The 14,337-nt window shown below is 64.0% G+C and carries 16 protein-coding genes; 9 read left to right on the forward strand and 7 right to left on the reverse strand.

Going from position 1 to position 14,337, the window contains the following annotated elements; all coding sequences use genetic code 11:
* Window positions 1-156: 156 nt before the first annotated feature.
* Window positions 157-1,173: a cysteine synthase A gene (locus ACTS1Z_RS08110; protein ID WP_442623947.1), complete on the reverse strand. Its 1,017-nt coding sequence runs from the start codon at window positions 1,171-1,173 to the stop codon at window positions 157-159.
* 106 nt (window positions 1,174-1,279) lie between these two features.
* Here ACTS1Z_RS08110 and ACTS1Z_RS08115 point away from each other — a divergent pair, with 106 nt between their 5' ends.
* The 5 genes from ACTS1Z_RS08115 (at window position 1,280) to ACTS1Z_RS08135 (ending at window position 6,165) form a co-directional block, all read left to right on the forward strand.
* Window positions 1,280-1,783 (forward strand): DNA-deoxyinosine glycosylase, encoded by a 504-nt coding sequence (locus ACTS1Z_RS08115; RefSeq protein WP_442623948.1) that lies wholly within the window; start codon window positions 1,280-1,282, stop codon window positions 1,781-1,783.
* Window positions 1,784-2,012: 229 nt separating this feature from the next.
* A complete protein-coding gene (locus ACTS1Z_RS08120; RefSeq protein ID WP_442623949.1) occupies window positions 2,013-2,357 on the forward strand; it encodes a hypothetical protein in 345 nt (114 codons plus the stop codon).
* A 122-nt stretch (window positions 2,358-2,479) separates the two neighbouring features.
* Entirely contained in the window at window positions 2,480-3,553 is a 1,074-nt protein-coding gene (locus ACTS1Z_RS08125) for a hypothetical protein (protein ID WP_442623950.1), read from the forward strand.
* 95 nt (window positions 3,554-3,648) lie between these two features.
* Complete coding sequence (gene purL / locus ACTS1Z_RS08130; protein WP_442623951.1) at window positions 3,649-5,826, forward strand: phosphoribosylformylglycinamidine synthase subunit PurL; 2,178 nt, start codon at window positions 3,649-3,651, stop codon at window positions 5,824-5,826.
* A gap of 9 nt (window positions 5,827-5,835) precedes the next feature.
* On the forward strand, window positions 5,836-6,165 hold the full coding sequence (locus ACTS1Z_RS08135; RefSeq protein WP_442623952.1) for a DUF6122 family protein: 330 nt from the start codon (window positions 5,836-5,838) through the stop codon (window positions 6,163-6,165).
* A gap of 180 nt (window positions 6,166-6,345) precedes the next feature.
* Here ACTS1Z_RS08135 and ACTS1Z_RS08140 read toward each other — a convergent pair whose 3' ends face one another.
* A complete protein-coding gene (locus ACTS1Z_RS08140; RefSeq protein WP_442623953.1) occupies window positions 6,346-7,170 on the reverse strand; it encodes a Coq4 family protein in 825 nt (274 codons plus the stop codon).
* Between the two features lie 87 nt (window positions 7,171-7,257).
* Between ACTS1Z_RS08140 and ACTS1Z_RS08145 the strand changes: the two genes are divergently transcribed.
* From ACTS1Z_RS08145 to bfr, 4 genes are all read left to right on the forward strand, one after another.
* Window positions 7,258-7,932 carry a nitroreductase family protein gene (locus ACTS1Z_RS08145; RefSeq protein WP_442623954.1) on the forward strand — a complete coding sequence of 225 codons (675 nt, stop codon included), beginning with the start codon at window positions 7,258-7,260 and terminating at the stop codon, window positions 7,930-7,932.
* Between the two features lie 38 nt (window positions 7,933-7,970).
* On the forward strand, window positions 7,971-9,218 hold the full coding sequence (locus ACTS1Z_RS08150) for a DUF418 domain-containing protein (RefSeq protein ID WP_442623955.1): 1,248 nt from the start codon (window positions 7,971-7,973) through the stop codon (window positions 9,216-9,218).
* Window positions 9,219-9,273: 55 nt separating this feature from the next.
* Window positions 9,274-9,444, forward strand: coding sequence for a (2Fe-2S)-binding protein (locus ACTS1Z_RS08155; RefSeq protein ID WP_442623956.1), 171 nt, complete (start codon window positions 9,274-9,276; stop codon window positions 9,442-9,444).
* Between the two features lie 97 nt (window positions 9,445-9,541).
* A complete protein-coding gene (bfr, locus tag ACTS1Z_RS08160) occupies window positions 9,542-10,024 on the forward strand; it encodes a bacterioferritin (protein ID WP_442623957.1) in 483 nt (160 codons plus the stop codon).
* An 18-nt stretch (window positions 10,025-10,042) separates the two neighbouring features.
* Here the strand turns inward: bfr and ACTS1Z_RS08165 are convergent, their stop codons facing one another.
* From ACTS1Z_RS08165 to ACTS1Z_RS08185, 5 genes are all read right to left on the reverse strand, one after another.
* Window positions 10,043-10,477 carry an Hpt domain-containing protein gene (locus tag ACTS1Z_RS08165; protein WP_442623958.1) on the reverse strand — a complete coding sequence of 145 codons (435 nt, stop codon included), beginning with the start codon at window positions 10,475-10,477 and terminating at the stop codon, window positions 10,043-10,045.
* 122 nt (window positions 10,478-10,599) lie between these two features.
* Window positions 10,600-10,839, reverse strand: coding sequence for a sulfurtransferase TusA family protein (locus ACTS1Z_RS08170; RefSeq protein ID WP_442623959.1), 240 nt, complete (start codon window positions 10,837-10,839; stop codon window positions 10,600-10,602).
* Window positions 10,829-12,187, reverse strand: a complete 1,359-nt coding sequence (gene der, locus ACTS1Z_RS08175) for a ribosome biogenesis GTPase Der (protein WP_442623960.1) — start codon at window positions 12,185-12,187, stop codon at window positions 10,829-10,831. The genes ACTS1Z_RS08170 and der overlap by 11 nt, the downstream gene beginning before the upstream one ends.
* Window positions 12,188-12,210: 23 nt before the next feature.
* On the reverse strand, window positions 12,211-13,527 hold the full coding sequence (locus ACTS1Z_RS08180) for an outer membrane protein assembly factor BamB family protein (protein ID WP_442623961.1): 1,317 nt from the start codon (window positions 13,525-13,527) through the stop codon (window positions 12,211-12,213).
* Window positions 13,524-14,337: tetratricopeptide repeat protein (locus ACTS1Z_RS08185; protein ID WP_442623962.1), on the reverse strand; the 814-nt coding region annotated here is incomplete at its 5' end. The genes ACTS1Z_RS08185 and ACTS1Z_RS08180, both read right to left, overlap by 4 nt.

Consider the following 14,337-nt stretch of genomic DNA (forward strand, 5'->3'; position numbering starts at 1 on the left):
TCCATCAGCACGCCCGAGCGTTCGTCCGCGCCGGCGCCCGCATCGCCGTTGCCGGAGAAGCTTGCGGCCAGCAACACGGTCACCACGATGGTGGCGAGGCCCGTGGCGCCGATGCGTATCCGGTTTACCCGCTCCTGGCGCGCATCGCTCAGATTGTCAGCAGGGTGGTCCATCCCGTGTCGTCTCCCGGGCCAGCCATGGCGGGACAGCCAGTCCCTTCTCGGCCAGCCACTCGGCATTATACAGTGTCGAAAGATAGCGCAAACCGCTGTCGCAGAGGATCGTCACGATCGTCTTGCCCGGCCCCATCACCTTGGCCAGCTCCATCGCGCCCGCGACGTTGATGCCGGAGGACAGGCCGAGGCACAGCCCTTCTTCGGAAAGCAGGCGATGGACCCAGACGAGCCCTTCGTCGTCCGAGATGCGGAACTGCGTATCGATCGGCGCATCCTCGAGATTGGCGGTCACCCGCCCCTGGCCGATACCTTCGGCGACCGACGAGCCTTCCGACTTCAGCTCGCCATGCGCATAATATTCGTAGAGCGCCGCGCCATGCGGATCGCTGAGCGCGATCGTGACGTCCTCAGAATATTCCTTGAGTCCCATGCCGACTCCAGCGAGCGTGCCCCCGGTGCCGACCGCGCAGGTGAAACCGTCGACCTTGCCGTCGGTCTGTTCCCAGATTTCCTTCGCGGTCGTTTTGATATGCGCGCGGCGGTTGGCGATATTGTCGAACTGGTTCGCCCAGAGCGCGTTTTCGGTTTCATCGGCGATGCGGCGCGACTGGTGGACGAAATGGCAGGGCGACGAATAGGGCGCGGCGGGCACGAGCACGAGCTCCGCACCGAGCGCGCGCAGCGTGTCCATCTTCTCCTTGCTCTGCGTGTCGGGCATCACGATGATCGACTTGTAGCCCTTGGCGTTGGCGACGAGCGCGAGGCCGATACCGGTATTCCCGGCCGTGCCCTCGACGATCGTGCCGCCGGGTTCGATCAACCCCTGCTCCTCCGCCTCTTCGACGATATAGAGCGCGGGCCGGTCCTTCACCGAGCCACCGGGATTGGCGAATTCGCATTTGCCGAGAATCTCGCAACCGCTGTCCTCGGACGGGCTTTTGAGGCGGACGAGCGGCGTGTTGCCGATAAGCGCAAGCGGATGGGAAACAATAGTCATGGCGGCGGTCTACCCCAGCCGCGTTCGGACGGGCAAGCAATCTTGGCTTGGACGCGGCAAAGCTCGGGCTTGGCGGAACGGCGCCGCCGCGCCTATCGAAACGCGCATGACGCGCAAATCTTCCTTCGCGCCGGTCGTCGACGATCGGGTGCGGCTGCTGATCCTCGGCAGCCTGCCGGGGGAGGAATCGCTGCGCCAGGCGCAATATTATGCGCACCCGCAGAACCGTTTTTGGGAACTGGTCGGCGCGGCGCTCGATATCGAGCTTCGCCCGCTTGATTATGAGGATCGGCTTGCCGCCTTGCTCGCTCGCGGCGTCGGGCTGTGGGACGTGATCGCCGATGCCCGGCGCGCGGGCAGCCTCGACAGCGCGATCCACGACGCGCGCGAGAACGATCTGCGCACGCTCGTGGCCTCGTTACCGGCGTTGCGCGCGATCGCCTTCAACGGCCGGAAATCGGCGACGACGGGGCGCAAACAGCTCGGCGATGCCGGCGGAAGCTATCGGCTGATCGACCTGCCCTCGTCGAGCCCCGCCTACGCCGCGATGCGGTTCGAGGAGAAGCTTTCGCACTGGTCGGCGATCGGCGCCATCGTTCGCGAAGCGTAATCGTCGAACACGCCGGCCCCCTTCCGATACCGGGCGCCGTCATGCCGTTCGTCGAATTGTCTTGCTCTGTCATCATTCTATCACAAAAATTTTGTTGACGAACCATGCTGCAGTCGCGAAAAGCCGCGCCATCATGAAAAAAGCCATAACCCCCCTCGCGGTCGCACCGCTCGCGGCCCTTATCGCTCTCGCTGGTTGCAGCGAGCCGGAACCAGACGTTGTCGGCGAAATGGCCGACCCCCAAGCGGAAGAGATCGAGGAACTCGATCCGGCAGAACTGCCGCCGATGCGCGTGCGCGAGGCCAGCTTCCGCTGCGACGACAACAGCGTCGTCTATGTCAGCTTCTACACCAATGACAGCCAGGTCGGCGTCGCCATGGAACAGGATGCCATCCAGACGATCCTGCCGAACGAGGCCATGGCCGCACCGGGCGAGGAAGGCGAGGAGCCGGCGGAAGAAGCCAACGGCACGCCGCGCTATTCCGGCGAAGGCTATACGCTGATCGGCAACAGCGATGCATCGAGCATCCAGTTCGCCCGCCCCGGCGGCGGTCTCCAGACCTGCGACAGCTAAGCCCGAACACTCCCATCAATCGCAAGGGCCGGTAGCGCGATCGCTGCCGGCCCTTTTTTGTCGCCGATCTTGCCTTTGGGCGGCCCACCATTTTACCATCGGGCCGGACAAAGGGGGCAGATATGGGGAAGGCCTGCGGCCGGGTAATCGCGCTGGCGTCCGTTATCGCACTGGGCGGTTGCGCATCGTTGCAGACGCCGATGACGGAATTCGCGACGGACTATAACCGCGTGATCGCGGATACGCGCAACGAGATGATCCTGCTCAACATCGTGCGCGCCCGGTTTCGCGAACCGACCCATTATTCGACGCTGAGCCAGGTGAGCGGTAATATCTCGATCCGCGGCGGCGCGAGCGCGGACCTGGGCGGCATTATCGACGATATCGATGCCGATGCCGGCGTTTCGCTCAACATCAGCTCCTCGCCATCTTTCCAGATCGTACCGCTCAATACGAACCAGTTTGCGGGCGGCATCCTTCGACCGATCGAACCCAATGTGGTCGCCATCTTTCTCGGCCAGGGCTGGAACGAGCATCAACTCGCCGCCCTGCTCATCGAGAGCGTCACCTGCAACGGCACCGAATATGCGAACGACCTGCGGCGTGACGCCGACGGCGATGATGAGTGGGGTGTCCTGTCGCGCCGCGACGTGTTCGGACTCGGCTTCCGGTCCGGCGCGGCGCGCGAGGCAAGCGATGCGCCGATCGCGACATTCACCCCGGCCGAAGCCTCCGCAGCAAATGCAGTGCTCTCCAACCTCAGCGATAATTACCGGGTCACCATCGGCCGGAATAGCGAGGGCGAGGCGCAGTTCGAGATCCGCGAGCGCGTCCCGCAGGAGTTGCAGGTCACCACAGCGGCCGATAGCGTATGCGGCGGCGCCAGCCTGTCCCCCGACGATTACGAGCTGCGCTCGGTCGAAGGCGTCATCTATTATCTCGGCGAAATCGTCCGCTCGGGCCAGGGGCTGCGCGACGAACGCAATCGGTTGATCTTCGACGTCACGACGAGCGCGGCGGCCGGCAGCCATTCCATCCATGTCGAGCATCGCGGGCGGGACTGGTATATCGGTGCATCGCCCGAGCCGGGCGGCGACCGCTCGATCCAGGTGATCAGCCTCGTCAGCCAGTTGATCGCCTTGCAGACGTCGAGCGATGCCCTGGAACGCTCGCCATCAACGCTGACGATCAACTGACCGGGCGGTCCGATGGACGCGAACTGCGCGGTCATGCCCAGCAAAGCGCCGTTTCGCTCTAGCGGGATCGCACGACCGCCGCTAAGGCGCTTCGCATGCCAGAAAATGCCCCTGCAATTACGCCCGAAATCGTCGCGGAGCACGGCCTCAACGAAGAGGAATATGCCCGCATCCTTGCCGCGCTCGACCGCGAGCCGAACCTTGTCGAGCTTGGCATTTTCTCGGTCATGTGGTCAGAGCATTGCAGCTACAAGAGCTCCCGCCGGCATCTGAAAAAGCTGCCGACAGAAGGCCCGCAGGTCATCCAGGGGCCGGGCGAAAATGCGGGCGTTATCGATATCGGCGACGGACAGGCGGCGATCTTCAAGATGGAGAGCCACAACCACCCGTCCTACATCGAACCCTATCAGGGCGCGGCGACGGGCGTCGGCGGCATCTTGCGCGACGTCTTCACCATGGGCGCGCGGCCGGTCGCGAATATGAATGCGCTGCGCTTCGGCCGGCCCGATCATCCCAAGACACGGCATCTGGTGTCGGGCGTGGTCGCGGGGATCGGCGGTTACGGCAACTGCGTCGGCGTGCCGACGGTCGGCGGCGAGGTGAATTTCCACTCGGCCTATGACACCAACATCCTCGTCAACGCGATGACGGTGGGCATCGCCGATACCGACAAGATTTTCTATTCGGCCGCGTCAGGCGTCGGCAATCCAATCGTCTATGTCGGCTCGAAAACCGGGCGCGACGGCATTCATGGCGCGACCATGGCGAGCGCGGAATTCGGGGAGGATAGCGAAGAGAAGCGGCCTACAGTCCAAGTCGGCGACCCCTTCACCGAGAAGCTGCTGATCGAGGCGTGCCTTGAGCTGATGGCGTCCGACGCGATCGTCGCGATCCAGGATATGGGTGCGGCGGGGCTGACATCCTCGTCCGTTGAAATGGCGACCAATGGCGAGGTCGGCATCGTTCTCGACATGGACAAGGTGCCGTGCCGCGAAGAGGGCATGACGCCCTATGAGATGATGCTGAGCGAGAGCCAGGAGCGGATGCTCATGGTACTGAAACCCGGACGCGAAGACATGGCGCGCGCGATTTTCGAGAAATGGGAGCTCGATTTCGCGGTGATCGGCGAAGTCACCGACACGCGCCACATGGTACTGACGTTCCAGGGCGAAACGGTCTGCGACATCCCGCTCGGCCCCCTCGCCGCCGATGCACCCGATTACGACCGGCCGCATGTGCCGACACCCACGCCCGAGCCGCTCACGGACGTCCCGGAGAGCGCGGATATCGGCGCGGACCTGCTCACGTTAATGGCCTGCCCCGATCTCGCTTCGCGCCGCTGGGTCTGGGAGCAATATGACCATATGGTGATGGCCGACACCGTCCAGCGCCCGGGCGGCGACGCGGCGGTGGTTCGCGTCCATGGCACGAACAAGGCGCTCGCGATCAGCACCGATTGCACCCCGCGCTATTGCAAGGCCGATCCGGTCGAGGGCGGCAAGCAGGCGATCGCCGAATGCTATCGCAACATCACCGCCGTCGGCGCGAAACCGCTCGCGACGACCGATTGCATGAATTTCGGCAATCCGGAAAAGCCCGAGATCATGGGGCAATTCGTCGGCTGTATCGAAGGCATGGCCGAAGCCTGCGTCGCGCTCGACATGCCGATCGTGAGCGGCAACGTCTCGCTCTACAATGAAACGACGGGTGCAGACGGCAAAGCGACGCCCGTGCTGCCCACGCCCGCCATCGGCGGTGTCGGGCTGCTCGACGATATCGACAAGATGGGAACGCTCGCCTTCAAGGCCGAGGGCGAGCATCTCGCCGTGATCGGTGCCAATTATGCGGAGCTCGGGCAATCGCTCTGGCTGCGCGAAATCCATGGCCGCGAAGACGGCCCGCCGCCGCGCGTCGACCTCAAGGACGAAAAGCTCAACGGCGATATCGTCCGCCGCCTGATCCATGAGGGCGCGGTCACCGCCGTGCACGATATCTCCGATGGCGGACTGCTCGTCGCGGTCGCGGAGATGGCGCTGGCCGGCAATCTCGGCGTCGAGCTCGATCCGATGAATACCGAATTCGCCTTCAACGAGACACAGGCCCGCTATCTGGTGACCTATCCCGCCGATGCGCCGCTCGACCGCGATGCGGTGCCGTTCACGAAGATCGGTACCGTCGGCGGCGATGCTGTCTGCGTGAACGGCACAGATATCCCGCTCGCCGATCTTCGCGCGGCCAATGAACGCTTCTTCCCGGAACTGATGGGCCGCTAAGCCCTTCGCATGCCAGATATCCTCCAGCCGCTCCTGCATTTCAGCGGCCATGCGATTCTACCCTTCATCCTGGGCTGGCTGTTCTGGCGGGACAGATGGTGGCGAGCCGGGCTGATCATGGCGGCAACGATCGCGATAGACGTGGACCATCTGCTCGCCGATCCGATCTACGACCCCAATCGCTGCAGCATCGGCTTTCACCCGCTGCATACGGTCTGGGCGAGCCTCGCTTATCTGGCGATGCTGGCGATACCGAATTGGAAGATCCGCGCCGCGGCCGTCGGCTGCCTGCTGCACCTCGCCACCGATGGCGGCGATTGCATCATGCAGGGTTACTGAAAATCCTCCCCTCTAAGGGGAGGTGGCAGCCCGCAGGGCTGACGGAGGGGTGTCACCGGCAGTGGATTGCGCTCGGCTGGCGGTTATACCCCTCCACCACCTTCGGCGGTCCCCCTCCCCTTAAAGGGGAGGATTTCAGAGCTTCGACGTCAGGCTGGAATTGATAGGGGCCAGTTTCGGTTATGCAGGCTGCGCCGCTTCCGCTGCTTCCTGCGCCGCTTTCTTACCGAGGATGTCGTATGGATCGCGGCCTTCTTCGCGCAGGATGCGATGCGCCTCGTGATAATAGGTCGGCGCGCCGATATTGAGCCGCTCGCGCGCCGCGTCCAGCGGTTCGGCGAGAAGGTCGGTGATCGGCATTTCCCAGATGCGCGGGCCGGCCTTGCCATGCCGCTTGGCCTGGTTGATCGCCCGGAAGATCGGCGCCTTGGTGCCCGTCACTTTCTTCATATTCATGCCGCCCGCATAGGCGATGAAGAGATGGGCGAGCGACGGGTCCTGACCATAGGTGAAAGCGAGCACGCATTGTTCGCCAAGGCCGTCCCGGCCATAGCCGGTCAGGACGTGCAGCAGGTCGTGCGTGTCGCGGTTGCGGTTGCCGTACCATTGGACGAGATCGTCATAACGCCGCTTGCCCATCTTCTTGCCTTCCTCGACAAGACCTTCGGCGGTCAGCCCTTCGGCCTCCATGAAATCGCAATAGGCATGGGCGACGCTGCCCTCGGGCATCGCGCGCAGCCGCTCATGATCGTCGAGAATGGCGGGCAGATAGCGTTCGCTGGCATAGATGGCGCGGCCCGCTTCGCTCTGGCCGAACCGCACGGCATCGTCGCGGAAGGACTGGCGGGGCAGCGCCTCGAATATCCAGAAGACCTGTTCGGTATCTTCCTTGTCTTTCAGAAGCTCGCGGAAATGATGTAGCGCCTTCATCGGCCGCTTGCGCAGCTTCGGCCGGTCGGGATGTACCGCGATCGGCATGTCGATGGTATCTGGTGCCGTAGCCATGACGTGAAAATGCGCTTTGCTGACATTTATGTCAATATCCGGCCCGCCCCTATGCGGACCCGAAACGAGCGTCTAAGGCGCGGGGCCATGACAGACCATGACACCGTCCCCTATGCCGAGCTGCCCGACTATTCCGATGCCGAGCGGATCGCCCGGGCCCAGGCCTTTTACGAAGCGATCAAGACGCGGCGCACCTGCCGTCAGTTCAGCGATGCGCCAGTGCCGCGCGCGGTGATCGAACAGGCGATCCTCGCGGCAGGCTCCGCGCCCAACGGCGCAAACCACCAGCCCTGGCACTTCGCCGTCGTATCTTCGCCGGAAAAGAAGAAGGCGATCCGCGCGGCCGCGGAGGCGGAGGAAAAAACCTTCTATGAGACCAAGGCAAGCGACGAATGGCTCGACGCGCTCGCCCCGCTCGGCACCGACGAGATCAAGCCCTATCTCGAAATCGCGCCCTGGCTGATCGTGATTTTCGGACAGCGGCGCGGCGGCCCCAATCCCGGGGACGACAAGCAGAACTACTACGTCACGGAATCTGTCGGCATAGCGAGCGGTTTCCTCATTGCCGCGCTCCACGACGCCGGCCTCGCCACGCTGACCCACACCCCTAATCCGATGAAATTTCTGAATGAAGTGTGCGAGCGCCCGGCCAACGAGAAACCGATGATGATCGTCGTCGCTGGCAAGCCAGCGGAGGATGCGACCGTGCCCGTTCACGCGCTGAACAAGAAACCGCTCGACGCGATATCGACTTGGCTGTAGTATCCAACTAACACACATAGGCTCATCAGGGGGAGACTATGGGCAGCGCAGCTCCGATGGACAGCCGGTTCGTCAGCCTCGATGTCGTGCGCGGCATCGCGGTGATGGGCATATTGCTGATGAACATCGTCGGCTTCGCGATGCCGACCGCCGCCTATTTCACGCCGATCGCCTATGGCGGCGACGGACCGGCGGACGTCGCGGTCTGGGCGACCAATTTCGTGCTGGCCGACGGCAAGATGCGCGGGCTGTTCTCCGTGCTGTTCGGCGCGTCGATGCTGCTCGTGATCCAGGGCGCCGGGAAAAAGGGCGAAAGCCCCGGCCTCACCCATTATTCGCGCATGTCCTGGCTGCTCCTGTTCGGCGCGTTGCATGCCTATGCGATCTGGTATGGCGACATATTGATGCTCTACGCGGTGATCGGATCGATCGCCTTTTTCTTCCGCAACATGGAAACGCACCGGCTGGTCGTGCTCGGCCTGATCTTCATCGTCCTGCAGGCGATTCTGCTCGGGCTGTTGACCTGGTCGCTCTGGATGTTGCGTGAGGCGGCGGGCGCGCCGGGCGCCGATGCCGAACTCGTGCGGCAATGGGTGGAGTTCGAAGCGCAGTTCGGCGCGGTGCCGCCAAATGAGCTTGCCGAGGATCTGGCCCGGTATCGGGGCGATTATGCCGGCATTCTCGCCTATCGGCTCGGGCCGGGCTTCTGGCAGCCGTTCCAGGCGAACATTACGGCGGCTCTCGAAACGCTCGGCCTCATGCTGCTCGGCATGGCGGGGCTGAAGAGCGGATTTCTGACCGGCCAGTGGGATCGCGCCGCCTATGCGCGTTGCGTACGGATCGGCTATCTGATCGGCCTGCCGCTGATGATCGCGCTCGCGTTCGGGATCATCGCCAGCGGGTTCGAACCGATCACGGCTTTCGCGCTCGATTTCACCGGACAGGTGCTCGTCAATCCGGCGATCGTCCTCGCGCATGCCGCGCTCATCCTCTTTTGGGTGAAAACGTCGATGGGCAGTGCATTCATGGACCGTGTCGCCGCCGTCGGACGGGCCGCCTTCACCAACTATCTCGGCACCAGCATCGTCTGCACGACGATCTTCTACGGCTATGGCTTCGGCCTGTACGGCGAGCTCGGCCGGCCCGCGCTCTATATCGTGGTGCTCGGCGTCTGGGTGTTGATGCTGCTCTGGTCCAAGCCATGGCTCGACCGTTTCCGCTACGGCCCGCTCGAATGGCTGTGGCGTACCCTGGCCCGCCGCGAGATCCAGCCGATCCGGAAATAGCGTTCTGCGCATTTTTACTATTGCGAATTAATCTCAATAGACGTAGAAAATCCCCATGGTTGTTTGCATCTGCAACGCGATTCGCGAGAAAGACCTGCGGGACGCCGCCAAGAAAGGCGCATCGACGCCCTGCTCGGCCTATGCCCAGATGGGCTGCAAGGCGCGTTGCGGACAATGCGTATCGTTCGCACGGGAAATCATCCGCGCCGAAGCTGCAACTGCTTAGCAAAACCATCTGAAAGCCTTGGAAAACTGCGGTTTTTGGGCTTCTCCTTTGCCCGCCCGGTCGCTATATAGCGGCGATAGAAGCAAGGAGATCCGGTATGAAAGGTGACGACAAGGTCATCGAATTCCTCAACGAGGCGCTGAAGAACGAACTCACCGCGGTCAACCAGTACTGGCTGCATTACCGGATGCTCGACAATTGGGGCATCAAGAAGCTCGCCGAGTTCGAACGCCATGAGTCGATCGACGAGATGAAGCATGCCGACCAGTTGGCCGAGCGCATCCTGTTTCTCGACGGCCTGCCGAATTTCCAGCTGCTCGGCCGCCTGCGCGTCGGCGAGAGCGTGGAGGAAATCCTCAAGGCCGATCTCGATCTCGAGCATGAAGCGATCCCGCTCCTGCGCGATGCGATCGAGCATTGCGAAAAGGTCCGCGACTATGTCAGCCGCGATCTTTTCGCGTCGATCCTCGACAGCGAGGAAGACCATGTCGACACGCTCGAGGAGCAGTTCGACATGATCGAGCGGATGGGTATCGAGAATTACTGCCAGCTCCAGTCGGAACCGGCCCAAGAGGGCTGATTTGGCGGGCTGCCGGGCCTAGAGCCGGCCGAACTTCTGGTTCGCGACGGCCGGTTCTTCGGCTTCCCGGTGGCGCTGTACGAGCGGGTTGGTCGCCTCTTCCAGGCTGGCCATGGTCGCTTCGAATATTGGGCGGAGCCGTGCGGCATCGGGCACCAGCTCTTCCGGGGTCTGCTGGATTTCGACGAGATGGCGGGCCGTCATCTCGATCTTCTCGGCAATTTCGCTGAGCGGACGGGCGCCGAACTGCAGCGCCTCGCCCTTAAGCGTGTGCGCGGGCATGACGAGCGCCGCGCTGATGCGCTGGCGCATCGCCTGCTCGACCGCTTCGACCGATTTGACCCCATCTTCGTGGAAATACCGCAGGATGCGCGCGAAATCCGCGCCCAGTTCCTCGCGAACCGCTTCGAATTCGGTCCAGTCGACCAGATCATCCTTTTCGAACGACACCATCTGCGCCCTTCTTACATACCCCGCACTCGCAATAACGGGCGAGCGTAAACAACTGGTTTATCAAGGCGTCCGGAAAGGCGGAATCGAGCCGATCCTGCGGCGAAGCGAGGCGCGGCGGGGCTTTACTCTCGCGAAACGCGCCAGCCCGCCCCGATTGCCGTGTCGACGGCATCGATCCGCCAATCGCGTTCCTCGGCAAGCGCGGCGAGTTCAGCCGGTGCGATCGGATCGTCGGCGACGATAAGGATGCGATCGGCATCGCGCATCGCACGGGCGAGACGCAGCGCAGGCCAGGGGCATTTCAGCCCGCGCGCGTCCACATCGACCGCGTCGCGCTGCACCGCGCCGGCATCAGCCATCATCGCCGTCCTGATAGGGGTTTTTCGGCGCGCGTACGGTCAACCGCACGGGTACCGGGCCGAAACCGAGTTCGTTTCGGATGCCGTTGAGCAGATAGCGTTCATAGCTTTTGGGCAGTTGATCGACGCGCGTGCCGAACAGCACGAAGCTGGGCGGCCGGATGCGCGCCTGGGTCATGTAGCGCAGCTTGATCCGCCGGCCCTTGGGTGCGGGCGGCGGATTGCGTTCGATGGCGTCGCGGAACCAGCGGTTGAGCTCGCCCGTCGGAACGCGCCGCGACCAGGCCTCGCGCGTCGCAAAGGCCGTTTCCATCAGATGATCGATGCCCTTGCCCGTCACCGCCGATATCGAGACGAGCGGCACGCCGCGCACCTGCGCCAGCCCCTCGCCCAGCGCCGTTTCGATGCCTTCGAACAGCGCCTTCCTGTCTTCGGCCACATCCCATTTGTTGATCGCGACGACGATCGCGCGTCCCTCGCTAATGACATGATCGGCGATCTTCAGGTCCTGCAGTTCGAGCCCCTTGGTCGCGTCGAGCAGCAGCACGACGACTTCGGCGAAATCGACCGCGCGCAGGCCATCGGCGACCGAGAGTTTTTCCAGCTTGTCCTTGACCTTGGCGCGTTTGCGCATTCCGGCCGTGTCGATCAGTTCGACCGGCCGCCCCTGCCATTCCCAGGGCACGGAGATGGAATCGCGGGTGATCCCAGCTTCCGGCCCCGTGATCAGGCGATCATCGCCCAGCATCTTGTTGATGAGCGTCGACTTGCCGGCATTGGGCCGGCCGACGATCGCGAGCTTGAGCGGGCCGTCCTCCTCGGCCTCGCCATCAGCTTCGACTGCCGTGGCGCGCTCGACATGCGGCTGCAGCATGGCGAACAGATCGGCCATGCCTTCGCCATGCTCGGCGCTGAGCGCGATGGGATCACCAAGACCCAGCCCGTAGCTTTCGTACAGACCCGCCTCGCCCGCATTGCCCTCCGCCTTGTTGCCGACGAGGATGACGGGCGTTTCGGTGCCGCGCAGCCAGCGCGCGATTTCCTCGTCGAGCGGCGTCAGCCCGGCCCGTGCGTCGAACAGGAACAGCGCGGCATCGGCGTCCGCGATCGCGCGTTCGGTCTGCTGACGCATCCGGCCCGGCAGGCTTTTCGGATCCTCGTCTTCATAGCCGGCCGTATCGATGACCCGGAAATCGAGGCCGAAGAGATGCGCGTCGCCCTCCCGCCTGTCGCGCGTGACGCCGGGCCGGTCGTCGACCAGCGCCAGCTTCTTGCCGACGAGCCGGTTGAACAATGTGGATTTGCCGACATTGGGGCGGCCGATAATCGCAATGACGGGCAGCCGCTCCATGGCTTATGGGCCTTTCGGTGAGGTCAGCGCCAGGCGCTCAGCTCGCCCTCATTGTCGAGCAGATACAGCGTGTTGTTCGCAACGACGGGCGGCAGGTCGACGCCTTCGTCGAGTTCCTCGAGCCGGTTCACGCCGCCGGTCGCCGGATCGATAAAGGCGAGATGGCCGCGGCTCGATACGAGGATGAGCTGTCCGCCCGCGAGCACCGGCCCGCGCCAGAAGATCGGCCCCTTCCGGTCCTCCTCGTCGCGATAGCGCTGCAGCTGGCTGATCCAGCGGATGCGGCCATTGGCCCGCGCTATCGCCAGAACGCGCGCATCGTCGGTCACGGCGAACATCCAGTCACCCGCGATCCAGGGTGTCGAAAGCCCGCCCGCGTTGATCTCCCAGAGCCGTTCGCCGGTAATCAGCCGGAGCGCGACCATGCGGCCGCCCTGCCCGACCGCATAGACGAAACCGCTGTCGATGACGGGGCTGGCATCGATGTCCGACAGGCTGGAAACCGACGTCGAGATGCTGGTGCGATTGAGCCCGTCCTGCCAGACGATCTGGCCGTTCTCGTAGCGATAGGCGATCAGCTCGCCCGAGGAGAATCCCGCGACGAGCGTACCCTGCGCCGATGCGGGCGCGGCGACGCCGAACACGCCGGATACTTCGAGCGTGCCCGAAACGCTCCAGCGCGTATCGCCATTGGCGGGATCGAGCGCGAAGATCTGGTTGTCCTGCGTCAGGACATAGACGTTATTGTTGGCGATCGTCGGCGCGCCGCGCAGCGGACCGCCGGGCCGGACCTTCCAGATCTGGCTGCCGTCCGCGAGGTTGAGCGCACCCGCATAGCCGACGCCGTTGGTGACGTAGAGCCGGTCGCCCGAAACGCTGACGCCGCCGCCGAAAAGCGCGGATTCGCCGTCGATCTCCGTACCGAACCGCGTAGACCAGACCTCGCCGCCGGTCTGCGCATCGAACGCGCGCACCGTCGCCTCGGTGTCGATCGTGTAAACGCGCCCGTTGCTGACGACCGGTGCCGCGGCAAGCCGCGCGCGCGATCCGCCACCATCGCCGATCGAGACGGACCAAGCGCGCGTCGGCGTGCTGCTGAGCGCCAGATGGCCGAGCGACTTGCTCGCGCTGCCGCCCGGCTGCACCCATGCCGCATTGGCCGTCGGCGCGGGTATGACGACCGGCACGGTCGCGATCTGCACATCGGCCTGCACGTCGTTCTCCGACACCAGGATCGGCGTCCGGTTGCCGATGGTCGGCGTCGCATCGCCATCGCCGCGGAAGAGCCCGCAGCCGCTCAGCGCGAGCGCCGCGCAAATGGGAATTACAATACGCATCATGGGGTCGGTTCCTCCGCTGCATCCGGAGCGGTCAACTGGCCCGGTACAGTCTGTTCTTGAATTTCCACCGGCTCGTCCGGCACGGCATCCACACCCAATACACCGGCCATCTGAACCGCACGTGTCCGGAGCGTTTCGGGCACCATCTCGTCATTCGCCATTTGCGCGAACAATGCCCCCGCCGCGTCATTGTCGCCCTGCCGCATCATCGCGACGGCGGTCAGCTCGCCGGCACTGCCGAACCAGGGATTGCCGGGTTGGGCGAGGCCCGCCATCCGGTCGATTATCGCCTGCGGCTCCATATCCTCGAACTCGATCGCGGTCTGCCGGATCAGCGCCAGATCGCGGAACTGCTGCGGCACGCCCTCATCGGCGGCGATCGCGCCGAACCGTTCGATCGCCGTCGCATCGTCTCCATTCTGAAGCGCCAGTGCGGCCTGGGTCAGCATCGCTTCGGCGCGGATGATCGGCCGGCGCGATTCCGCCAGCGTGGCAAGCGTCGCATCGACATCGTCGGGCGTGCCTTCGTTCAGATCCTCGAGCAGCTGGGCGAGCTGTTCGGTCTCGGCTTCGGCCGCGGCCGTCTGCTGGTTCGACCAATAGAGCCAGCCGCCAAAGGCTGCGAGTCCGATGACGACGAGAATCGCAATCCACTTGCCGTAGCGCTCCCAGAAATGGACCGCCTGCTCCTTGCGGACCTCCTCGTCCACCTCGCGCATGAACGCGCTATTATCTTGCGGCGCAATCGCCAACTTTCGTCTCCAGATCGTTATGGCGGCGGACCTTAGCGGCGCGCTTGGCCAAGGGAAA

This window comes from Parasphingopyxis sp., assembly GCF_052168295.1.
Taxonomy (GTDB): Bacteria; Pseudomonadota; Alphaproteobacteria; order Sphingomonadales; family Sphingomonadaceae; genus Parasphingopyxis.